Origin of the sequence: Sorangium sp. So ce385 (assembly GCF_051474135.1) — a bacterium.
GTDB classification, from domain to species: Bacteria; Myxococcota_A; Polyangia; order Polyangiales; family Polyangiaceae; genus Sorangium; species Sorangium cellulosum_D.
The window spans coordinates 10816079-10836549 of record NZ_CP150337.1 but is presented as its reverse complement, the minus strand read 5'-3'; the positions used below and the strand labels follow the sequence as shown (position 1 = coordinate 10836549).

Annotated in this window: 18 protein-coding genes; 12 read left to right on the top strand and 6 right to left on the bottom strand. The window is 69.5% G+C overall.

Translation table 11 applies throughout. From position 1 onward, the window contains the following. Nucleotide 1 precedes the first annotated feature (1 nt). The 3 genes from WME83_RS39610 to WME83_RS39600 all read left to right on the top strand — a co-directional run bounded on the left by WME83_RS39610 (nucleotide 2) and on the right by WME83_RS39600 (nucleotide 4552). Nucleotides 2-1312: a hypothetical protein gene (locus WME83_RS39610; protein ID WP_437314890.1), complete on the top strand. Its 1311-nt coding sequence runs from the start codon at nucleotides 2-4 to the stop codon at nucleotides 1310-1312. 50 nt (nucleotides 1313-1362) lie between these two features. Then, nucleotides 1363-2802 carry a serine hydrolase domain-containing protein gene (locus WME83_RS39605; RefSeq protein ID WP_437314889.1) on the top strand — a complete coding sequence of 480 codons (1440 nt, stop codon included), beginning with the start codon at nucleotides 1363-1365 and terminating at the stop codon, nucleotides 2800-2802. A gap of 457 nt (nucleotides 2803-3259) precedes the next feature. Next, entirely contained in the window at nucleotides 3260-4552 is a 1293-nt protein-coding gene (locus WME83_RS39600; RefSeq protein ID WP_437314888.1) for a hypothetical protein, read from the top strand. A gap of 91 nt (nucleotides 4553-4643) precedes the next feature. Here WME83_RS39600 and WME83_RS39595 read toward each other — a convergent pair whose 3' ends face one another. Further along, a complete protein-coding gene (locus WME83_RS39595) occupies nucleotides 4644-6509 on the bottom strand; it encodes a hypothetical protein (protein WP_437314887.1) in 1866 nt (621 codons plus the stop codon). 564 nt (nucleotides 6510-7073) lie between these two features. After that, nucleotides 7074-7277 (bottom strand): hypothetical protein, encoded by a 204-nt coding sequence (locus WME83_RS39590; RefSeq protein WP_437314886.1) that lies wholly within the window; start codon nucleotides 7275-7277, stop codon nucleotides 7074-7076. A 198-nt stretch (nucleotides 7278-7475) separates the two neighbouring features. Here WME83_RS39590 and WME83_RS39585 point away from each other — a divergent pair, with 198 nt between their 5' ends. Next, nucleotides 7476-7820: a DUF4288 domain-containing protein gene (locus tag WME83_RS39585; RefSeq protein WP_437314885.1), complete on the top strand. Its 345-nt coding sequence runs from the start codon at nucleotides 7476-7478 to the stop codon at nucleotides 7818-7820. Between the two features lie 32 nt (nucleotides 7821-7852). After that, nucleotides 7853-8140 carry a hypothetical protein gene (locus tag WME83_RS39580; protein WP_437314884.1) on the top strand — a complete coding sequence of 96 codons (288 nt, stop codon included), beginning with the start codon at nucleotides 7853-7855 and terminating at the stop codon, nucleotides 8138-8140. Nucleotides 8141-8438: 298 nt separating this feature from the next. Here WME83_RS39580 and WME83_RS39575 read toward each other — a convergent pair whose 3' ends face one another. Then, nucleotides 8439-9173 (bottom strand): TVP38/TMEM64 family protein, encoded by a 735-nt coding sequence (locus WME83_RS39575; protein ID WP_437314883.1) that lies wholly within the window; start codon nucleotides 9171-9173, stop codon nucleotides 8439-8441. Nucleotides 9174-9514: 341 nt separating this feature from the next. On the opposite strand from WME83_RS39575, the gene WME83_RS39570 reads away from it, so the two are divergent. After that, the gene (locus WME83_RS39570; protein ID WP_437314882.1) at nucleotides 9515-10177 is read left to right on the top strand and encodes a hypothetical protein; all 663 of its coding nucleotides are present in this window, start codon (nucleotides 9515-9517) and stop codon (nucleotides 10175-10177) included. 51 nt (nucleotides 10178-10228) lie between these two features. Next, complete coding sequence (locus tag WME83_RS39565; RefSeq protein ID WP_437314881.1) at nucleotides 10229-11275, top strand: Kelch repeat-containing protein; 1047 nt, start codon at nucleotides 10229-10231, stop codon at nucleotides 11273-11275. A gap of 2 nt (nucleotides 11276-11277) precedes the next feature. On the opposite strand, the gene WME83_RS39560 is transcribed toward WME83_RS39565, so the two are convergent. From WME83_RS39560 to WME83_RS39550, 3 genes are all read right to left on the bottom strand, one after another. Beyond that, entirely contained in the window at nucleotides 11278-12351 is a 1074-nt protein-coding gene (locus WME83_RS39560) for an NAD-dependent epimerase/dehydratase family protein (RefSeq protein ID WP_437314880.1), read from the bottom strand. A 13-nt stretch (nucleotides 12352-12364) separates the two neighbouring features. Further along, nucleotides 12365-13594: a methyltransferase domain-containing protein gene (locus tag WME83_RS39555; RefSeq protein ID WP_437314879.1), complete on the bottom strand. Its 1230-nt coding sequence runs from the start codon at nucleotides 13592-13594 to the stop codon at nucleotides 12365-12367. Between the two features lie 113 nt (nucleotides 13595-13707). Further along, nucleotides 13708-14517, bottom strand: coding sequence for a hypothetical protein (locus WME83_RS39550; RefSeq protein ID WP_437314878.1), 810 nt, complete (start codon nucleotides 14515-14517; stop codon nucleotides 13708-13710). 348 nt (nucleotides 14518-14865) lie between these two features. Here WME83_RS39550 and WME83_RS39545 point away from each other — a divergent pair, with 348 nt between their 5' ends. The 5 genes from WME83_RS39545 to WME83_RS39525 all read left to right on the top strand — a co-directional run bounded on the left by WME83_RS39545 (nucleotide 14866) and on the right by WME83_RS39525 (nucleotide 20332). After that, nucleotides 14866-16095 carry an efflux RND transporter periplasmic adaptor subunit gene (locus tag WME83_RS39545; protein WP_437314877.1) on the top strand — a complete coding sequence of 410 codons (1230 nt, stop codon included), beginning with the start codon at nucleotides 14866-14868 and terminating at the stop codon, nucleotides 16093-16095. Beyond that, entirely contained in the window at nucleotides 16092-16790 is a 699-nt protein-coding gene (locus WME83_RS39540; protein WP_437314876.1) for an ABC transporter ATP-binding protein, read from the top strand. Before WME83_RS39545 ends, WME83_RS39540 begins: the two co-directional genes overlap by 4 nt. Next, nucleotides 16787-17953, top strand: coding sequence for an ABC transporter permease (locus WME83_RS39535; RefSeq protein ID WP_437314875.1), 1167 nt, complete (start codon nucleotides 16787-16789; stop codon nucleotides 17951-17953). Before WME83_RS39540 ends, WME83_RS39535 begins: the two co-directional genes overlap by 4 nt. A 52-nt stretch (nucleotides 17954-18005) precedes the next feature. Beyond that, on the top strand, nucleotides 18006-19172 hold the full coding sequence (locus tag WME83_RS39530) for an ABC transporter permease (protein WP_437314874.1): 1167 nt from the start codon (nucleotides 18006-18008) through the stop codon (nucleotides 19170-19172). Between the two features lie 269 nt (nucleotides 19173-19441). Continuing rightward, nucleotides 19442-20332 (top strand): putative glycoside hydrolase, encoded by an 891-nt coding sequence (locus WME83_RS39525; RefSeq protein ID WP_437314873.1) that lies wholly within the window; start codon nucleotides 19442-19444, stop codon nucleotides 20330-20332. The last annotated feature ends 139 nt before the right edge of the window (nucleotides 20333-20471 follow it).

The window sequence follows — 20471 nt, the reverse complement described above, 5'->3', positions numbered from 1 at the left end:
CATGCTCGCCGTGCGCCACAGCGAGTCGGCGCGCTGGGAGACGATCAACTCGTTCCCGGACGACGAGGTGAAGGGTTTCGACGGCTCGCCGCTGCGCGCGGTCGACATCGAGCGCCCGACGGCGGGGCCGTTCCCCTTTCCGCTGCGTGCGAAGCAGTCGTCGTTCGTACGGGCCCACCGCGAGCAGATGCTCGTGGCGACGCTGACGGGGTCGAGCGTCAATCACTTCGTCGGTCAGCGCCGCTCGATCACGGGCAACGAGGCGTGGCGTGGGCGCACCCTGCAGGAGTGCGTGGCGAAGGAGTACGGCGATGACTTCTCCATCCCAAACATCAACATGACCTCTGGAGGCTTCGCGGATCGGGGCCACGATGAGACGCTGCCGTCGCGCTGCTTCTCGGAGCTGATCGCCCAACCCTCGACCTGGTCCCTCGGCCTCGACGCGCGCAAGGGCATCAAGGCGGCTCCGCCGTCGGCGCTGCTCGACGAGGCGCGGCGGCTGCGCGACGAGCAGATCGAGCCGCAGAGCCCGTTCCTCCAGGCGTTTGGCCAGGCCGAGCCGCTCCGGCTGTGGGCCGAGCAGCGCGCGAAAGCGCGGACGAACCTTGAAGCGCGCGCCCTGCTCGAGAAGCTGTGCCTCTTGCAGGATTCGAAAGACTACCCCCTTTCGGACTACAACGTCGAATCATCTCCTGAAGCGGCGATGCTGCGAGAGACCTTCCCGTTGCTCGACGCCGATCCTTTGGAGGCGCAGGCGGCCTTGGCCTATCTATTGTTCAAGAACCAGGTCTGCGTGACGGCGACCATCTGGCCGACCACCCGCGTCCTCATCGATAAGAGCTCCAACACCCTCGTCAATGCGCCGGTCGCCTTCGATTACGCTCACAATTACCATCGTTCGATGCAGGCCGTGATGTGGAGCCGGATCCTGAAGGTGACCGACGCGCTCATCGGGCTGCTCAAGCAGACGCCGGCCGACGACAGCGGCGCATCGCTGTGGGACCGCACGCTGATCTACGTCGCCACCGAGTTCGGGCGCACGAGGGCCAGGGTCGGGGGGCAGGAGGATTTCGGTAGCTCGCACGATCTGAACAACGGCGTTCTGCTGGTGTCGCCGATGCTCAAGGGGAACCGCGTCCTCGGCGGCGTCGACCCGGATACGGGCCTGACCTATGGGTTCGATCCGACGACGGGCGCGCCGGACAAGGGGCGGCAGACCAGCGAGGCGGAGATCTTCAGCGGGATCCTCGATGTGATGCGCGTCGACACCTCTGGCAGCGGGCTGCCTGCGGTGACCGCGTTGCGAGGTTGAGCTCGCGTCATGCCGCAGCGCGTGGCGCCCACCTGCGCTATGGTGCCGGGATGTCGTCTCAGCGTGCGCTGCTGCCGCGTTCGACCCCGGCCGCCTCGGGAGTGTCGTCCCGTTCGATCGCCGCGATGCTGGACCGCCTCGAGGACCGTTCCGTCGAGTGCCACTCCGTCATGGTCGTGCACCGCGGGCACGTCGTCGCCGAAGGGTGGTGGGCGCCGTACTCGGCCGAGCGCCCGCACCTTCTCTACTCGCTGACCAAGTCGTTCACGTCGATCGCCGTGGGGCTCGCGATCGCCGACGGGCTGCTCGCCCTGGGCGACCGGGTGGTGGACGTCCTGCCCGACCACGTCCCCTCCGATGTCTCCGAGCAGGGGCGCCGCATCACCGTTCACCACCTGCTGTCCATGACGACCGGGCACGACACGGACAGCCTCACCAAGGCCTGGGGGCTGGAACCCCACGACCTCGTGAAGGGCTTCTTGCGCGTGCCGTTCGACGCACCCGAGGGAACGCGGCACACCTACGACAACGCCACCACCTATATCCTGGCCCGGATGGTGGAGCGGGTCACCGGCGTCGGCCTCCCGGAGCTGCTCGACGAGCGCCTCTTCAAGCCGATGGGCATCGAGGACGCCGAGTGGGACCGCGTCGCGAGCGGTGTCGCCTTCGGGTTCCACGGATTGCACCTGCGGACCGAAGCCGTCGCCGCCTTCGGCGAGCTGCTGCTGCGCGACGGTCTCTGGAACGGGCAGCAGCTCGTCCCACGCGCGTGGGTGGAGCTCGCGACCCGCCGGCAGATCGACGGCCGGCACCAGGCGGAGGGAGACGACGGCCCCGACTTCCTCTGCGGCTACGGCTACCAGTTCTGGATGTCGCGCCACGGCTATCACGGTAAGGGCGCGTTCGGCCAGCACTGCGTGGTCGTCCCGTCGCACGACCTGGTGGTCGCCGTGACCGGCGCCCAGCAGGAGGTCCAGCACGCTCAGGACGTGCTCGACGCCGTATGGGCGTGCCTGCTCCCCGGCGTCGGCCATCCGGACGGCTCGCGCGACGACGAGCTCCTCGCCGACCGGCTGGGAGGGCTGTCCCTCGCGCAGGTGCGGGGTTCGGCCGGCCCGCAGCGTTCCGTCACGGCGAGGCTCGACGCCTCCGCCGAGAGCTCGGCCCTGCCCGATGGAACCACGGTGGTCGTCGATCCGACCGACGCCGGGTGGCGCCTGCGACTCGGGTCGCTCCTCGACCTCGAGGTGGGCCACGGTGCCTGGCGGGAGAGCGCGCCGCTCGGCCGGCCCGTCGTCGCGTCTGGCGCCTGGCAGGGCGGGACGTTCGTCGCCGAGCTCCACGTCATCACCAGCCCGCACCGGGTCCGGGTGGCGGTCGACGCCGACGCGGGGACCGCGACGGCCACCTGGGTCACGCTGCCCCTGACCACCTCCGACCTGGAGCTGCACCTGCGCTCGCCGCTGATGACACGGCCCGACGTCGCCTAGGACGGAGCCGGCTGCGGCCGCTGTCGAAGCGGATCGAACACCGGTCACGGTTCAAGAACCAGACCTCCGTAGCGATGGGCTCGAGCTCCTGTGGAGCTCGCGGAGCTTCTTTTTTGTGATGCGTGTATTTTGCACAAATTCTCTTGACGTTCGGGCGGGGCAACTATATGCATAGTACACATATATCAAACGCAGTCGAACAAGACGTGGCTCCTTACCAAGCGCCCGGCCCCTCCGCTCTTGAAGGACCCGGCTGCCCGGAGGTCTCATGCCTGCTTCAACACGTTCGCGTTCCGTCGCCCGAGTCTCGCGGTCCGCCCTGACCCTCGCCCTCGCCCTGCCAGCCGTCGCCTCGTTCACGGGCTGCTCCGGGGGCGACGAGCCCACGGAGCCCCAGGCTGCCGGGAGCAGCCCGACGTTCCACAAAGACGTCGAGCCCATCCTGCAGCGGAGCTGCATGGGCTGCCACTCCGAGGGCAACATCGCGCCCTTCAGCCTTACCGCGTACGACGACGCCAAGGCTGTCGCGGCGCTCATGGTCCAGTCGACCAAGGCGGGCACGATGCCGCCCTTCGCCGTGCGCGACACGGACGAGTGCTCGACCCGTCACGCGTGGAAGGGCGACATCCGCCTGTCCGACGAGGAGATCAGCACGCTGGAGGCCTGGAGCAAGGCCGGCGCCCCCGAGGGCGATCCGAAGGACGCTCCTCCCTCGTTCGTGCCGAAGAGCCCCGACATGCCGGGCATGACCCTCGAGGTTCATCCGAACGAGCCCTACGTCACCTCCGGTGAGCTGGACGAGTTCCGCTGCTTCGTCATCGATCCCGGGCTCACCGAGGACCAGTACCTCAATGGTGTACAGATGGTGCCCGGCAACCACAAGGTCGTTCACCATGGGATCATCTCCATCGATCCGGAGGGTACGTCCGCGAGCCTGGCCGGCCCCGACGGGAGCTTTCCGTGTGGCGCCGGCGATGTCCCGATGGGCATGGATGTGGACTCGCTCCAGATGCTCACAGCCTGGGCTCCCGGCACCGACCCGGTCGATCTGCCCGAGGGGGTGGGTCAGCTGATCCCGAAGGGGTCGCTCCTCGTGATGCAGATCCACTACCACCCCGCCGGCACGACGGCCGACCCGGACCTGACGCGCATCCAGCTCAGGCTCACCAAAGAGAAGCCGAAGTACGGCTTCCTGTACTACCTGATCGGCAACTTCGACGATCCGGTCAACGAGTTTGGCTTCGGGCTGCTCCCCGGGCCGGGCGACAAGGACGGCGTCGAGTTCCTGATCCCCGCGGACAGCAAGGATCACGTGGAGACGCAGCAGTTCACGGTCCCGCCCCCGGACTTGCCCGAAGCGCAACAGATGCCGTTCCCGCCGGGCACGCGCATCTATGGCGAATTTCTGCACATGCACTACCTGGGCTTCGACGAGAAGGTGACGGTCACGCGGGCGAACGGCTCACCCGATCAACCCAAGGAGGAGTGCCTGGCGCACGCCCCGAAGTGGGAGTTCGGCTGGCAGCGCTCGTATTCGTACGACGCGCCCATCGAGACGCTCCCGACGCTCGAGCCGGGCGATGTGCTCCAGATCCGGTGCACGTACAACAACTCGACGGAGAACCCGTACGTGGTCAAGGCGCTCAAGGAGGCGAACATGATCTCGACGATCGACGTGGCCTACGGCGAGGGGAGCACGTTCGACGAGATGTGCGTCGCCGGGCTCTCGCTCGTGTACCCGATGCCCTGACGGGAGCGGAGGCGGGAGGAGCTACCCTCTTCGAGGCGGAGCGGCTCGCGGCGGCTCCGCGCCGCGTCGGGGCGCGGAGCCGCCGGCAGCGTCACGGCACGCGGAAGCCGTGGCGCAGGACGGGGAAGAAGCCGAGGTAGAGGTCCGAGCTCGGCGATACCGCCCCGATGGCCGGCCACTGGAGGTCGATCCGCATGCCGCCGAGCTCGTCGACCTGGCCGCGCAGGAGGTGGCGATAGAAGTGCACGAAATTCACCTCGCCGTTGGAGTTGTCGTAATAGCCGTGCTGATGGCCGCCGTGCAGGCCGTCGATGCCGTTGTAGAGGCGCAGCGCGTTTTCGTTGTAATCCTCGTAGTTGTGCATCACCTCGTGAAGGAACTCGGCGTTCAGGAGGTCCGGCTTCCCTGCGGTGTAGCTGGTCGAGAACCCGACGTTCGTGCCGTCGAACGCCCACACGATGTTGGACACGTCATCGACCGAGGAGCCGTCGGCCCGGTGCTGCGAGAAGAAATACACGATCATGTCGTACTGGCTGGCCAGGTGCGCGGTCCCGGCCTCCGCCAGGAAGCGCGTGGTGTCCCACCCGTCGTGTGTCTGCTCGTAGATCGGCACGTTTTCGATGGTGGGCAGCACCTCGAACTCCCAGGTCGCGAGCCCGTAGGACAGCGGCCGGAACCACAGATCGTTGGTGGCCTCGGCCTGCGCCAGGAGGTCATCGACGTCCTCCTCGAAGAGCACGCCCGTGTTCGACGCGTCCGGCCTGCCCAGCGAGGGGACGTAGTTGATGCTGTTCCGGATGGGCAGGATCGCGATGCGCGTCACCTCCTGGATCCCGAGCGGCGCGCTCGCCGTGGCGTTGACGTTCACGGGCGAGGAGCCGACGGTCACGTCCTGCTCGTAGAACGAGCCGGTGTAGTCGGCCGGCGGCAGCTCGGTGCCAATCCCGACGCCGATCGTGTAATCGCCCGGCGGGAGCGAGAGGGTGGTGGGCGTGGTCCGACCGGTGAAGACGTCGTTCACGTACACCTTGCCTGGCGTCGCGCCTTGGGCCGTCACGGTGACGGGCTGGAGCGCGGGCCGGTTCGGGGTGCTCACGGAGAACGTCCGATCCCACACGATCCCCCGCCACACGTCCGACCCGTTGCACAGCGTCGCCGGGCACGACTCGCTCACGACGAGCGCGTCGTCCACCCAGAGCTCGACGCCGGCGCTCGCCGGGCCTCCATTGTTGAGCAGCTGAACGCGGAGATCGTTGGCGCCGCTCCCGAACCAGTCGCTCACGTCGATGCGCTGGCCGAGGTCCGCCTCGCCGAAGTGGAACATCCTCCGCTGGATGCCGCCGACCGAGACGGCGACCCGATCGTCGGCGTCCGAGAGGCGCAGCTCCACCTTCGAGGGAACGCCAGACGTGCCGCCCACGAAGCGCAGGTTGTCGATCAGGTAGTCGGCGGTCGTGTGCGGGACGTTCAAGGCGATCTTGAACGTCAGATCGCTGTAGGTCTGTTGCAGGGCGGTGACGATGCTCGCCGGTACGCTGAACGAAACCGGCGCGTACGCGCCCGCGGCGAGCCCGGCGAGGCTCACCTGGCCCAGGTAGACGCTGTGGACGCCGCGGGACGGGATATCGACATAGAGCTGCGCGGTGCCGAAGGCGGGCGAGACCGGCGGCTTCAGGTCGAAGGCGAGGGTCGATGTCACGCCCGACACGGTCGAGAGCGGCGCGGACCGGAGCTCCGCGAAGTTGAAGCTCCGCAGCGCGAGCGCGGAGGCGCCCTGCGAGCTGTCGGCGCTCGCGCTCTTCGTGGCGCCGGTCACCGTCCAGTCGGCGGCGCTCTCGAACCCGAACACCGACGCCGGGGTCGTGAGGGCCTGCCCCACCTGATCGAACAGCTGCTCATCCGCGTCGGGCGCTTGCGCGCAGGCGCCGAGCGCGAGGGCGCAAGAGGTCGTTATCATGAAGCTTACACGTCGCATGAAATGATCTCCTTCGTGGCATTGACGGACCGCCGCTCGCCTCCGCCATCTCTGGAGACGGCGAGCCGGACAGCCCCTCGCTGAGCCGCGGCGCAAGCCGCGTGGCAGCGATCGTTGCTCCGACGCGCCACGGAGACCGGAGCGGCCGCATGGCGGCCGCATGGCGGCCGCATGGCGGCCGCCTCGGCCTGCGATGGCCCGTGGCGCGTCGTTCGATGGTGCTACGCGTTGCGTCCTGGTCGGTTTCGCGACCCTCTCACGCGGCTGCGCGATCGTGGCCCTGTGGGCCGCGTGGATCGGGTTCGGGTTGGCCAAGCGGGCCAAGCGGATCGCGGCAGGAGGCACGACCGCGCGGCCGCTGCGGCTCGTCAGCGCTCCGGCGCCGCGAGCGTCAAGGTCGCCCTCGCCGATGCGCTGCCTCGGGGCGCGACGAGCGCCGTGCGCTCACCGAGCGGGCACGCCGGAGCGTCCAAATTCGAGCCGCCCGCGCGCGTGCCGATCGACTTCTCCGGGGCGCACCGCGAGCTGTCGAAGCCGTGCGTCACGCTACCCGGACGCGCCGCGCCTCTGCGCCGCCCTCCGCCGCCACTCCGGCAAGTCGATCTCGCTGCGCACCGAGCCGGCGATGTAGATGGTGTCGCCCGGGCGGACCTCGGACACGTAGACGGGCACGCCGTCGCGGCTCGCCGGGACGAAGGTCGTGTCGAGGTTCAGCCGGCCGCGCACCGGCTCGACGGTTTGCTCGCCCACGGCGCCCCCCGACGGCCGCCGTCTCGCCCCGCTGAGGGGAGCCCGAGGTCGCCAGCGTCGAATCGTACCGACCCCAAAGCGGCGGGCCGTGCATCCTTCTGACGAGGCAGCCACAAGTAGAACCGGTCCGTCCAGACGCTACACCCTTCGGACGAAGCACGGGCAGGAACGAAGCTGCTCATGGAATCGAGGCCAATCATGGAATCCAGTGCAAACGGCGAACTCTACGTTGCCATCATACTCTACGAGTCATCGTCGTCCGACCCGTCCTTCAAACCCATGTTTGAGGAGTGTTTTGTGCTCATACGCGCCGATAGCGATGAGCAGGCCCTCGCGCGCGCTGAGCAGCGCAGCAAAGACAAAGAAACGTGCTACGACAACGTCGCAGGACAGGAGGTTCGCTGGAAGCTGAAGCGAATCGTGGACGTGAGCCGTCTTCTGTCGGATACGATGGACGACGGCGCGGAGCTATACGCGCGGCACTTCACGAACTATGACGCGTATCATGCGTTTGAGCCGTTGCTCGGCGGTGCTCTCGACTGACCAATCGTTGGCGCGTGGGGGGAGGAAGGAAGATGCGCACGGTCGTCATTGTCGGCATCGTGATCTCAAGCTTGTTTGGGATACTGACGCCGGTTGCGCCCTTCGCTGGTCCGGCGCTCGCGCTGGCTCAAGGCTGCAATGCGCGAAGAAACCCTCAAGAAACGGCCATGTCGTTCATTGGTCGATGTTGTAAAGGTTCGATTCTTCGCGTGTTTCCGTCGCATTTGTTGAGCACGAGGCTTGAGGATATCCGAAAAGGGAAAACGTATGACTACAAGAAAGCTTGGAAGCTGCTGAACGACAACCGTTTCAAGAAGTAGCTTGAGCCGACCGCGGGAGGTGTTCGCCAGCCAGCTGGCTGGCGAACATCCCGCGTGCTGAAACCCGCAGCGCCGCGCTCGAGGTTCCAATGTCGCGCGACGCGCGCCTCGGCCACCTAGGCCGCAGCGGTGCAGGCTGGTCCTGGCGAGCGGCGCTTGGTCGTTACGCTGTGGCGGTACGTGACTCCCTTGGCTGCAAGCGAATGCCGCCCTCCACGCTGTCGGAACGCTGGGTGCTTTGTCCACGCCATCCTGGCTTCGCGTGTCACAAATGCTGGCGGGATTTGTCCCGCACCAACTACCCGGACGCGCCGCGCCTCTGCGCCGCCCTCCGCCGCCACTCCGGCAAGCGGACGACCAAGAGCGCGATCCCCGGGAGCAGCACGATCCCCGCGAAGAGCAGCAGCACCGACGTGAGCCGCGCGGCGGACGCCCCCACGGCCGCGTAGGTGGCCGAGATGCCCAGGTTGGCCAGGGCCGTCACGCTGAAGAACGCGCGGAGCGGCATGCGGCCCGCGCCCGCGAAGACGACCGACGCCTCCGAGAGCACCGGCACGCCGCGGAACAGGAGCAGGAACCAGGGGCCGTGCCGCTCGGCGGCGCGCGTGAGCCGCGCGAGCTCCGACGCCCCGACCATCCGCTGCAAGGCCGGCGCCCCGGCCCGCGCGCCGAGCAGGTAGCCGAGCCCCGCGCCCGCCATCATGCCCGCCCACGACACGGCCGTTCCGCGCCAGAACCCGAGCAGGCCGCCCGCGGCCGTGCTCACGAAGCTGGACGGCACCGGCAAGACCACATCGCTCGCCAGGAGCCCCCCGAGCACCAGCGCCGCGGCGACGCCGGAGGGCGGCGACGCGAGGAGCGCTCGAGCCGCCGCCTCGATGCGGTCCGCGAAGAGGAAGAAGGGGACGAGGATGGCCAGGAGGAGCACGCAGGAGAAGCCGGCCCACCCCGGCCAGGAGCGCCGCGAGCGCGCCGGAGCGCCGGGGAGGTGGGAGCTCCCGGGAGGCGGGGTCGATGCAGGGGAAGCTGGCATGCGGGCTCGAGTCCGGTGAGGGGTCGACACGCCGCGAGGGGCTGGCCGGCCGGCGACCGAGTATAGGCCTCCGGACCCGAGCGGCATCAGCATCCATGACGCCCGCGGGCCGGGGCTCTCCCCGGCGCCGGGCGATCGCGCTTCGTTCGCGCGATCTCGCCAGAGCAGGAGGAGCCTGGCGTGACGGGAGCCCAGGCCCCCGCTGGCGCCCGAAGCATTCCCTGGCCGCGGTGGGACGCAACGCTCGTGGGAGAGCCGTTTTCCGTCTCGACGGCGGTGACGCGGTCCACCTCGAGCTCTGGTATGCAGCGATCGCCGGAGCCACCCCGGCGACCCTCCGTATGCAGCTCGCCCGCTCGAAAGCCCTCAAGCACGATCCGCGCGCCGCGGCCGGCCATCCGTCACGGGGCGCCCGGCTCGGCCGTCTCCTCGCGCTGACTGTCGCGCTCGCCTCCGCCTGCGGCGAGCGCGGCGCTCCCGGTGTCCCGGGCGGCGGTGACGGAGGAGAAGGCGGGAGCGCAGGGGGAGGAGGGCAGGGCGGGAGCGCGGGGGGAGGAGGGCAGGGCGGTGGGTCCTGTTACGACTACGAGGCGTTCGAGCCGGGGGCGCCGGTCGACTTCAGGGCGGAGGTGCTGCCGCTGCTGCAGCGCTCGTGCGCGACCGGCGCCGCGTGCCACGCGAGCAAGAACGGCTCGTCCTTGCAGCCCTACCTGGGTCCGACCGCGGACACGCCGCCCGACCAGGTCGGCGACGCAGAGCTCGCCGCCCTCCGGGAACAGAACGTGAACGCCGACGCCGGCGGCGCCCTCGGGATGAAGCGCGTGGCGCCGGGAGATCCGGAGCACAGCTTCCTCATGCACAAGATCGACGGCACGCTCGCGTGCGAGATCCTCTCGTGCCGCGAGACCTGCGGCCTCGCCATGCCGCCGACGCTCAAGCCGCTCTCCGCCGGCGAGAGAGACACCATCCGCCGCTGGATCGCGCACGGAGCCGCGATCGAGTGAGGGGATGCCGTCATCCATCGAATCGTTCTTGACCGAAGGAGATCCGTCACGATGTCGCACAGGAATCGATCGCTGCGTTTCACGTACCTGGCGCTCGCCGCGGCGAGCGCGCTGATGGCCCTGGGCTGCGGCGACGAGGGGGTGCAGCCGGTCGATGTGAAGGAGGAGCCCGAGACGCCGGAGGTGAAGACGGCGCGCGATTACCCCGATCTCGTCGAGGCGGTCAGCTCGTTCGGCGCCGTCCTCGTCGACAAGACGCTGTATACCTACGGGGGAAAGCTCGGCGACGGAGACTTCGCGGCCGAGAACCAGTCGAGCGCGTTTCGGCGCCTCTCGCTCCTGCCCGGCGGCGCGTGGGAGGACCTCGGGACCGTCGAGCACCTGGAGAGCACGGCGCTCGCGGCGGTCGACGGTCGCGTGATCCGGGTCGGCGGGCTCCGCGCCGACAACGCCGCCGGCGAGCCGGACGCGCTCACCTCGGTGGCGACCGTGGAGCGCTACGATCCGGAGGCCGGGACGTGGGAGGCGCTGCCGGACATGCCCGAGGGGCGCTCGGGGCACGGGGCCGTGGTCGTGGGCGATCGCCTCTATGTCGTGGCGGGCTGGGAGCTCAAGGGGGCGGGAGAGTTCCTGACCGGAGGGTTCATGATCGATCTGGCCACGCCGGGCGCAACGTGGGTCCCCATGCCGGAGCCGCCGTTCAAGCTCCGCTCGCTGGGCGTCGCGAGGCGCGGCGACGTGATCTACGCCGTGGGAGGCGTCGGCGAGGGGCAGTCGTTCTCGGGCGCGGTCTATTCGTTCGACACGAAGACCGAGACGTGGGCGGAAGGCCCCGAGCTCCCCTCGGAGATCCCGATCAAGGGGTTCGGCGCGACCGCGTGCAACGATGAAGAAGACCTCTACGTCAACTACGCCGACGGCCTCTTCCGGCTCAACGACGCCGGCGACGGCTGGGAGCCCGCGGGGCAGCTCGCGTTCACCCGATACTTCAGCCCCCTGATCTGCCCGGGCGACGGCGAGGTGATCGTCGTCGGCGGGCGCTCCGCGGCGGACAACGCGCTCACGGCCTCCGTCGAGTCCGTCGACGTCGCGCGGTGACCTCAGCCGCTCGGTCGCTCGGCGCTCCGGAGGAGCCGGTACCAGGCGAGCATCCGGGGCAGGCCCTGATCGAGCGAGATCGTCGGCGCATACCCGAGCTCCCTCGACGCCTTGGTGATGTCCGGGCAGCGGCGGTTCGGGTCGCCCACCGGATACCCCTCCGGGTAGCCCGCGAGCGCGATGTCGAGCGGCTCGCCGGCGGCTCGCTCGACCCTCTTCGCCAGATCGCGCATGGTGATCTCCTCGGCGTCGGAGCCGATGTTGTAGACCTCGCCGGGGCGGCCGAGCAGCAGCACCCGCAGGAAGCCGTTCACCGCGTCGGTCGCGTAGCAGAACGTGCGCGTCTGCGCCCCGCCGCGGTGGATCTCGATGGGCCGCCGGTCGAGCGCGGCGTTCAGGAAGCTCGGCAGCACGCGGGAGTCGTCGCGCCGCATCCCCGGGCCGTAGACGTTGAAGGGGCGAACGACCGTGACGGGGACGCCGAACTGGCGGTGATAGACCATCGCGAGGGTCTCGCCGAGGCGCTTCGACTCGTCGTAGCAGGCGCGGAGCCCCGTGGGCGAGACGCGCCCGGGGTAGTCCTCCGGCGTGGGGATGAACGCGGGATCCGGATCGCCGTAGATCTCGCTCGAGCTGAAATACAGCACCGCCTCGGGGCGCGTGCGGCGCGCGAGATCGAGGACGTTGCGGATGCCGTCGACCGCCACGGTGATGGTCTCGAGCGGGTACCTGGCGTAGTACACCGGAGACGCGATGCCGGCGCCGTGCAGGATGAAGTCGGGCCTGATGTCGCGCAGGTACGGCTTCGTCACGTCGTGCGTCTCGAAGACGAGGTTCGGGTCGCCGAGGTCGAAGAAGCCGCTCTCCTTCGTCCCGGTGATGAGGTTGTCGAGCGCGACGATCTGCGCGGGCCGGCGGAACCGGCCGCGGTTGAGCTCCTGGAGGACGCCGACGATGTAGCCCCCGATGAACCCGGCCGCGCCGGTGATGAGCACCGTCTTCCCCTCGAACCGGAGCGCGACGTCGCCGAGCATGCCCGAGAGGCTCCGCAGCTCGTCCTCGATGAGCCGATCCATGTCGCTCGTTCCCTTACCCGATGACGGTCGGAGTTGGAACCGGCACGATGTACTTGCCCCCGCTTTCCGCGAACGCGCGCTGGCCTTCCATCACCGGCCGCGCGAAGTTCCAGGCGAGGAGGAGGAGATAGTCCGGCCGCCGCCGCTCGATCTCGCGGGCGGAGACCACGGGGATGTGCATCCCCGGCGTGTAGAGGCCTTGCTTGAGCGGGTTGTCGTCGACGATGTACTCGAGCGTCTCCGGGCCGATGCCGAAGTGGTTGAGGAGCGTATTGCCCTTGGCCGGCGCGCCGTACCCGGCGACGCGCTTGCCCGCCCGGCGGAGCGAGGAGAGCAGCTCGACCAGCGCGCGCCGGTTCTCCTCGACCTCGCCGGCGAACCGCCGGAACGTCGCCATCTCGTGCAGGCCAGCGGCCTGCTCGCGCGCGACGCGCTCGGCGACGGCGGCCCCCACGGCGCGCGCGCCGGCGTGGGCGACGAAGAGGCGGAGCGACCCGCCGTGGACCGGCTCGTGCCCGACGTCCACGAGCGCGAGCCCGAACCGCGCGAAGAACGGGACGAGCGGCGCGACCGAGAGATACGACAGGTGCTCGTGGTAGACGGTGTCGAAGAGCCGCTGCTCGAGGAAGTCGACGAGGTACGGCGCCTCGACGACGAAGAGGCCGTCGTCCCGGAGGAGCGCCTTCACGCCGCGCGCGACGTCGTCGAGATCGTCGATGTGCGCGAAGACGTTGTTGGCCGTGATGAGCTTCGCCTTCCCTCGCTCGTCGGCGAACTCCCTCGCGAACGCCTCGGTGAAGTACCCGACGGCGGTCGGCGCGCCGTGCTCGGTCGCCCGGCCGGCGATGGCGGCGGCCGGATCCACCCCGTACGCCTCGGCGCCGAGGGCGCGGAGCGGCTTCACGAGGACACCGTCGTTGCTGCCGATGTCGAGCGTGACGGCGCCGGAGAGCCCGAGCCGCTCGTCCATCGCCCGGGCGTACCGCTCGAAGTGGCGCACGAACGACGGCGAGGTGGAGGAGACGTAGACGTAGTCCCGGAAGAGGAGGTCCGGATCCACCGCGTGCCGGAGCTGCACGAACCCGCAGTCGGCGCAGCGCGCGACCGTGAGCGGGAAGCGGCGCTCGGCGGCGAACGCCTCCTCGCGGAGGAACGCGTTCGCCGGCGGCTGCTCGCCGAGATCGAGGAACGGCTCCAGGTGAGCGCCCTTGCAGAGGCGACAGCCGTGCTTTTCCGTCAACATGAGCCCTTCATGGTACCACGGTCGATAGTTAGGTAGCCATACTAACGAGCGTTGCGGCGCACCGGCGCGCACGGCGTCCGGCGGCGTCTTGACGGCGCCGGGGACAGCCGCGCTCATTCAACCGCAGAGCGCCTTTCAGCGCCTGGCTCAGCGCGCTCTTCAGCCCCTCGTTCCGCGAGCTCTTCAGCGCCTGGCTCAGCGCGCTCTTCAGCCCCTCGGTTGGCGCGCTCTTCGGCGCATTCGGCGTAACGGGCCATCGTGATCGCCCGCGCCTCGCCGGGCCGGACGAGGTTCCTGTACGCGAAGCACTTCGCGATCTCGCTCTCGACGAGCTCGGGCAAGGTGCTGGTGAGCGTCCCCTGGGAGTGCGTGTGTCGCGCGTCGCGGGAGAGGGCCGCGACGGCGTAGGGGGAGACCTGCAGGCCCGGCGTCTCGCGCGCGGCCGTGATGAAGCCGAGGTACGAGCGGAGGATATGGAAGTGGTGGGCGACGACCGTGAGGTGTGCCACGCCGTTCTCGCGACACCACCGGACCACCGGGGGCGCCTCGGTGGCCGAGTTGAGCGCCGGCTTTCCGTCCGCGCTCTGGTACTGCGCTCCACCGACGAGGACGACGGCGCTGCTCGGGACGCCCATCACATCGCGGAGCTTGCGGCGCCACGCCGCGCCGCCGGTGAAGCCGGACGCGGGGCCGTCCGCGCAGACGACGATCTTCGGCGCGCGGGCGAGCCTCTCCCAGAGCGCGACCGCCCCGCGGAGGAGCGGGTCCTCGGTCGCGGGGACGTGGGCCATGACGTAGAGCGCCTCACACACCCGCGGGGTCTCCATCGCCTCGGTGAGCACGTGCGCCGCGAGGAGCAGCATCTCGGCGAGCTGCTCCCTCGGCTCCTCCAGCAGGGCCGCGCAGCCCGCGTCATCGACCACTCGAGTCCTCCTCCCGGCGCCGCACCGGACGGCCGCGGCGGCGCCGCTCCTCGAGGCCGGCCCGGGCCGGCGCTCCCCACCGGCACTCCGTCCTGTCCGCGCACTCGCTCCTGCCGGCGATCGTCATGCCGCGATCCTACCTCGCGCGCCCCCTCGCGTCGGGCGCCGCGCGATGCATTGTAGTCGGGACGTGCAGATTGCCACGGCGCAGGGCGCCGGCCCGCAAGGGAGGCGCCGAGCCGGCCGCGGCGTGGCGCTGCGGGCGCGTGTCGGGAGCGGCTGGCGCCGCCCGTCAGGAATTAACGTTAGAATATAAACGCCACGCCCGAAGCGTGATAAGGAGGCGCCGTGTCCGACCAGCTCAGCTCGGATCTCGCATCGCTCCGGATCCGGCGGGACGTCGATCCCGATCGGCGGAGCCCGCTCCGCACCGCCCTCGTCGCCGTGCTCGCGCTCGCGGCGGTCGCCGGCGCCGCCCTGTTCGTCGCGCCGAGGGCGCAGAGCGCGATCTTCAAGACCGAGGTCGCCACCACCGAGGTCGCGCTGGTCTCGCCCGCGCAGGCCTCGATCTCGGTGACGTCGACCGGGTATGTGGTCCCGCAGGTCGTCTCCCGGGTCGGGGTCAGGATCCCGGGCCGCATCGCCCGGGTGTTCGTGAAGGAAGGCGACGTGGTGAAGGCGGGCGATCCGCTCGTGGAGCTCGAGGACGCCGACCAGAAGAGCCTCGTCGCCGCGGCCCAGGCCAAGGTCGCCGCGGCGCGGGCGCGCGCCGCCGCTTCCCGGGCGAGCATCGCCGAGGTGGAGCAGCAGGTCGCTCGGGAGCGGGCGCTGGTCGAGCGCCAGGTGACCGGCCGCGCCTCGATGGAGGACCTGACCGCGCGCATGAACGCCCTCGCGCAGTCGGCGGCGGCGGCCGACGCCGAGGTCAAGGCCGCCGCGGCCGACGTCGAGAGCCTCCGGGTCACGCTGGCCGAGCGGAAGATCGTCGCGCCGATCAGCGGCACGATCATGACGAAGCCGCCGGAGGTCGGGGAGGTCGTCGGCCTCGAGCTGCCGCGCCTCGTCGAGATCGCCGACTTCACGTCGCTCGTCGTCGAGACCGACGTCCCGGAGACGCGCCTTTACCTCATCGAGCCCGGCAAGCCGTGCGAGGTCGTCCTCGACGCTTATCCGTCGAAGCGCCACCGGTGCACGACGCTGGAGATCGGCAAGCGGGTGAACCGCGCCAAGGCGACCATCCCGGTCAAGGTGAAGTTCGTCGGGGAGGCGAAGGAGGCGCTGCCGGAGATGAGCGCGCGGGTGAGCTTCCTCGCGGAGGCGCTGTCCGAGGAGGCGATGAAGGAGCCGCCGAAGCGGGTCGTCCCGGAGGCCGCGGTGGTCGAGCGGGCCGGCGCCAAGGTGGTGTTCGTTGTCGACCAGGGCCAGACGAGGATGGCGCCGATCCGGGTGGGTGGGCCGGCGCCGGGGGGGCTGGAGCTGCTCGACGGCCCGGCCCCGGGGACGCGCCTCGTGGTCAGGCCGCCCGCCGACCTCGCGGACGGCCAGAAGATCAAGGAGAAGGGAAAGGGGAGCGAATGACCGAGGGGTATCGCGACGGGAAGCCGAAGCCCATTGTCGAGCTGCAAGGGGTCGGCAAGACCTATTTCCGCGACAAGGAGCCGATCGTGGTGCTCGACGACATCACGCTCGATATCCCGGAGGGGTCGTACGAGGCGCTGATGGGTCCCTCGGGCTCGGGCAAGTCGACGCTCCTGAACCTCATCGCCGGGCTCGATCGCCCGACGCGCGGCACGGCGCGCGTGGCGGGGCAGGAGCTCACGCGGATGAGCGACGGCGAGCTGGCGCGCTTCCGGTCGAGGACGATGGGGTTCATCTTCCAGGCGTACAACCTGATGCCGGTCCTCACTGCGGTCGAGAACGTCGAGCTGCCGCTCCTGCTCACGGATCTCTCGGCGTCCGAGCGGCGGAAGCGCGCGCAGACGGCGCTGCGCGTGGTCGGGCTGGAGGAGCGGATGGGCCATTATCCGCGGCAGCTCTCCGGCGGCCAGGAGCAGCGGGTGGCGATCGCGCGGGCGATCGTGAACGACCCGACGATCATCGTGGCGGACGAGCCGACCGGCGATCTCGATCGGAAGAGCGCCGACGAGATCCTGACGCTCCTGGAGAAGCTCAACAAGGAGTTCAAGAAGACGATCCTGATGGTCACGCACGATCCGCAGGCCGCCGAGCGCGCCACGGTGACGCGCCGGCTCGACAAGGGGAACCTGTCATGAACCTCGTCTCCGTCGCCGCCAGGAACGTCCTCCGGAACAAGTTCAGGACGCTGCTGACCGTGATCGGCGCGGCGGTGGCGGTGCTCGCGTTCGTGCTCCTCCGGACGGTGCTGACGGCGTGGACCGTCGCCGCCGACTACGCCGCGAAGGACCGGATCGCGACGCGGCACAAGATCTCGTTCATCCTCCCGCTGCCGAAGCGCTACATGACCACGCTCCGCGAGGTCCCCGGCGTGACGGAGGGGACGTTCATGAACTGGTTCGGCGGCAAGGACCCGCGCGACGCGACCAATTTTTTCGGCTCGATGGCGGTCGAGTCGGCGACCTTCTTCAAGGTCTACGACGAGATGGTGGTCTCGCCGGCGGACATGGAGCGATGGCAGGCCGATCGCAAGGGCGCCATCGTGGGCGACGTCCTCGCCACGCGGCTCGGCGTGAAGGTGGGCGACACGGTGACGCTGGAGGGGTCGATCTACCCCGGCCCGTGGCAGTTCAACGTGTCGGGGATCTACACGGCGACGCGCAAGTCGATCGACCGGTCGCAGTTCATCTTCCATTACGATTACCTGAACGAGTCGATCCCCGAGCGGGATCGCGACCAGATCGGCTGGATGGCCGCGCGGATCGCGGATCCGTCGCGGAGCGCGGAGATCAGCGCGGCGATCGACAAGATCTTCGATGAGAAGGACGTCCAGACGGCGACGATGAGCGAGCGGGCGATGAACCTGTCGTTCATGGCGATGATGTCGGCCGTGCTGACGGCGCTGAACGTGGTGTCCGTCATCATCCTCCTCATCATGATGATGATCCTCGGCAACACGATCGCGATGGGCGTGCGGGAGCGGACGCGCGAGTACGGCGTGCTGCGGGCGCTCGGGTTCGAGCCGAAGCACGTGCGGATCTTCATCATCGGGGAGGCGGCGACCATCGGGCTGCTGGCGGGGCTCGTGGGGCTCGCGATCGCCTATCCGATCATCGAGCTCGGGATGGGCCGGTGGCTGGAGGAGAACATGGGCGGCATGTTCCCTTATTTCCGGATCGAGCCTTTGACGATGGTGATGGCGGTGCTGCTCTCGATGGGGCTGTCGCTGATCGCGTCGCTCCTGCCGGCGCACCAAGCCTCGAAGCTCTCGGTCACCGACGCGCTCCGGCGCGTGGCGTGAGCGATCGACGTCGGAGCCTGTCCAGGACACCTGAAAGCGGGAGAGAGCGCTGATGATCCCCGTCGCTTACAACGTTCGGAATCTGGTGGTGCGCAAGACGACGACCGTCGCGACGGCGGCGGGGCTCGGCCTCGTGGTGTTCGTGTTCGCCTCGGTGCTCATGCTCGCGAACAGCGTGGAGCGCACGCTCGGGCGCACGGCGCGGAGCGACGTCGCGATCGTGATCCGGAAGGGGTCGGACGTCGAGATGGCGAGCAGCGTCGAGGAGCAGCAGATCGGCTTGATCCTGGCGAGCGCCGAGGTGGCGAAGCGGCAGGACGGCAAGCCGGACGGGGCGGCGGAGGTCGTGGCGGTGATCCTCCTCGACAAGCTCGGCACGGACGGCGTCTCGAACGTCCAGGTGCGCGGCGTGCCCGACGACGTGCTCGCGTTCCGCTCGCAGGTGAAGATCATCGAGGGCCGGCCGGCGCAGCCGGGCACGGACGAGGTGATCGTGGGGCAGGCGATCTACCGCCGCTTCAAGGGCCTGTCGATCGGCGAGTCGTTCGATCTCCGCAAGAACCGGCCGGTGAAGGTGGTGGGGGTGTTCTCGGACGGCGGCTCCTCGTCGGAGTCCGAGGTCTGGGCCGATCTGCACACGGCGCGCGCGGCGTTCGGCCGGGAGGGGAGCGTGTCGTCGGTGCGCGCGCGGCTCGCCTCGGAGAGCAAGTTCGACGCGTTCGAGGCGTCGATCGAGCAGAACCGGAACCTCGGGCTCGAGGTGATGCGCGAGAGCGAGTATTACGAGAAGCAGTCCGAGGGGACGAGCATGTTCATCAAGGGGATGGGCGTGCTCATCGCGGTGTTCTTCTCGATCGGCGCGATGATCGGCGCGATGATCACGATGCACGCGTCGATCGCCAACCGGCAGCGCGAGATAGGCACGCTGCGGGCGCTCGGCTTCTCGCGGCTGAGCATCCTCACGTCGTTCCTGATCGAGTCGGTGCTCCTTGCGCTGGTCGGCGGGGCGCTCGGCGTGCTCGCCGCGCTCGGGATGAGGTTCGTGCGGTTCTCGACGATCAATTTCGCGAGCTTCTCGGAGATCGTGTTCACGTTCGAGCCGACGCCGGGGATCCTGATCGCGTCGGTGCTGCTCGCCGTGATCATGGGCGTTCTCGGCGGCTTCTTCCCGGCGCTGCGCGCGGCGCGGATCAGCCCGATCCAGGCCATGCGGGGGTAGCTCGGGCGCGACCCGGGCGGCGGGAGGGCTCGGGGAGTGGCCGGGATTCCAGGCCGCGAGACGATCCTGGCGTAGGTGCAGGAGCATTCTTTCCTGGCGACCTGAGCGCGGCGACGCGTGGCTGCGTTGCGAGGAGGGGAGGGGAGAGCGGGAGAGGGCCGAAGGGGGCGGCGAGGGCGATGTGTGTCGGCCGGGAACGGTGACTTGGGCGAGGGGGCTCGTGTGCGGGTGGCCGGCGGCGTGCTCTACGTTCGCCCGGGGGGAACGGCATGCCCACGGTCACCAAGGCGATTTACGTGAGCTTCGCGGCAGGGAGGAGCGCGGACCGGATGAATCGGCTCTCCTCCCTGGTACAGCGGACGGAGCTGAACTCCCTGGTCATCGATGTCCGGTCGGATGGAGGAGCGCTCCTCCTGGATCGCGACGAGGCCACCAGGGCCAGGCTGGGAGCCCTTCGCGACGCCGGGATCTACCTCATCGCCCGGCTCGTCGCGTTCAAGGGAGGTCCGCGGGGCTGGTACGATCCAGGTTCGGAGGAGCGATGGCGAGAGATCGCGGAGATCTCGCTCCGTGCGTTCGAGGTCGGTTTCGACGAGGTCAATTACGATTACGTGCGCTATGGCGCGGCGCGCGAGCCGCGGTCGCGGACGCCGGTCGAGGAGAGGGCGCCGACGATCCGCGCTTTCTTCGAGTTCCTTCGCGCGGAGGTCGGCGACGCGGCGTCGCGGCCGATCTCGGCGGATCTGTTCGGGATCACGCTCCTCGGGCCGCAGGACGGCGTGGGCCAGCGGCTGGAGGATGCGGTGGAGCTCTTCGATTACGTGATGCCGATGCCGTACCCGTCGCACTGGGGGCCCGGCAGCTTCGGGCTCGCGAACCCTGCCCATCACCCGTACGAGACCGTCCACGCGTCGCTGTCGGCCGGCTGGCGCAGGGTGGCCGATCTGCCGGGGCGGATCGCGCTGCTGCGCAGCTGGGTGCAGGCGTTCGACCTGGACAGCTCGCGTCCGATGCGGCGGTACAAATATACGCCGTGGCATGTCCGGGAGCAGATCCGGGCGATCGAGGACGCCGGCTGCGCTGGCTACGCGGCGTGGAATGCCCGCAGCGAGTATGAGGAGAGCGCGTTCCTGCCAGGGGAGCAGCCCGACCCGGGTTGAGGCGGGAGGCAGCCCGACCCGGGTTGAGCCGAGGGGGGGCAGCCCGACCCGGGTTGAGCCGGGGGCAGCCGGACCCGGGTCGCGGCAACCCGACCCGGGTTGAGGCGGGGGGCAGCCCGACCCGGGTTGAGGCGAGGGG

What these genes read in the sequence shown, in the direction of transcription:
- WME83_RS39585 (WP_437314885.1), top strand. Translation starts at nt 7,476, where the DNA reads ATGGAATCCAGTGCAAACGGCGAACTCTACGTTGCCATCATACTCTAC.
- WME83_RS39595 (WP_437314887.1), bottom strand. Translation starts at nt 6,509, where the DNA reads ATGATAACGACCTCTTGCGCCCTCGCGCTCGGCGCCTGCGCGCAAGCG.
- WME83_RS39580 (WP_437314884.1), top strand. Translation starts at nt 7,853, where the DNA reads ATGCGCACGGTCGTCATTGTCGGCATCGTGATCTCAAGCTTGTTTGGG.
- WME83_RS39525 (WP_437314873.1), top strand. Translation starts at nt 19,442, where the DNA reads ATGCCCACGGTCACCAAGGCGATTTACGTGAGCTTCGCGGCAGGGAGG.
- WME83_RS39575 (WP_437314883.1), bottom strand. Translation starts at nt 9,173, where the DNA reads ATGCCAGCTTCCCCTGCATCGACCCCGCCTCCCGGGAGCTCCCACCTC.
- WME83_RS39540 (WP_437314876.1), top strand. Translation starts at nt 16,092, where the DNA reads ATGACCGAGGGGTATCGCGACGGGAAGCCGAAGCCCATTGTCGAGCTG.
- WME83_RS39565 (WP_437314881.1), top strand. Translation starts at nt 10,229, where the DNA reads ATGTCGCACAGGAATCGATCGCTGCGTTTCACGTACCTGGCGCTCGCC.
- WME83_RS39555 (WP_437314879.1), bottom strand. Translation starts at nt 13,594, where the DNA reads ATGTTGACGGAAAAGCACGGCTGTCGCCTCTGCAAGGGCGCTCACCTG.
- WME83_RS39600 (WP_437314888.1), top strand. Translation starts at nt 3,260, where the DNA reads ATGGGCTGCCACTCCGAGGGCAACATCGCGCCCTTCAGCCTTACCGCG.
- WME83_RS39610 (WP_437314890.1), top strand. Translation starts at nt 2, where the DNA reads ATGCTCGCCGTGCGCCACAGCGAGTCGGCGCGCTGGGAGACGATCAAC.
- WME83_RS39535 (WP_437314875.1), top strand. Translation starts at nt 16,787, where the DNA reads ATGAACCTCGTCTCCGTCGCCGCCAGGAACGTCCTCCGGAACAAGTTC.
- WME83_RS39530 (WP_437314874.1), top strand. Translation starts at nt 18,006, where the DNA reads ATGATCCCCGTCGCTTACAACGTTCGGAATCTGGTGGTGCGCAAGACG.
- WME83_RS39570 (WP_437314882.1), top strand. Translation starts at nt 9,515, where the DNA reads ATGCAGCTCGCCCGCTCGAAAGCCCTCAAGCACGATCCGCGCGCCGCG.
- WME83_RS39560 (WP_437314880.1), bottom strand. Translation starts at nt 12,351, where the DNA reads ATGGATCGGCTCATCGAGGACGAGCTGCGGAGCCTCTCGGGCATGCTC.
- WME83_RS39605 (WP_437314889.1), top strand. Translation starts at nt 1,363, where the DNA reads ATGTCGTCTCAGCGTGCGCTGCTGCCGCGTTCGACCCCGGCCGCCTCG.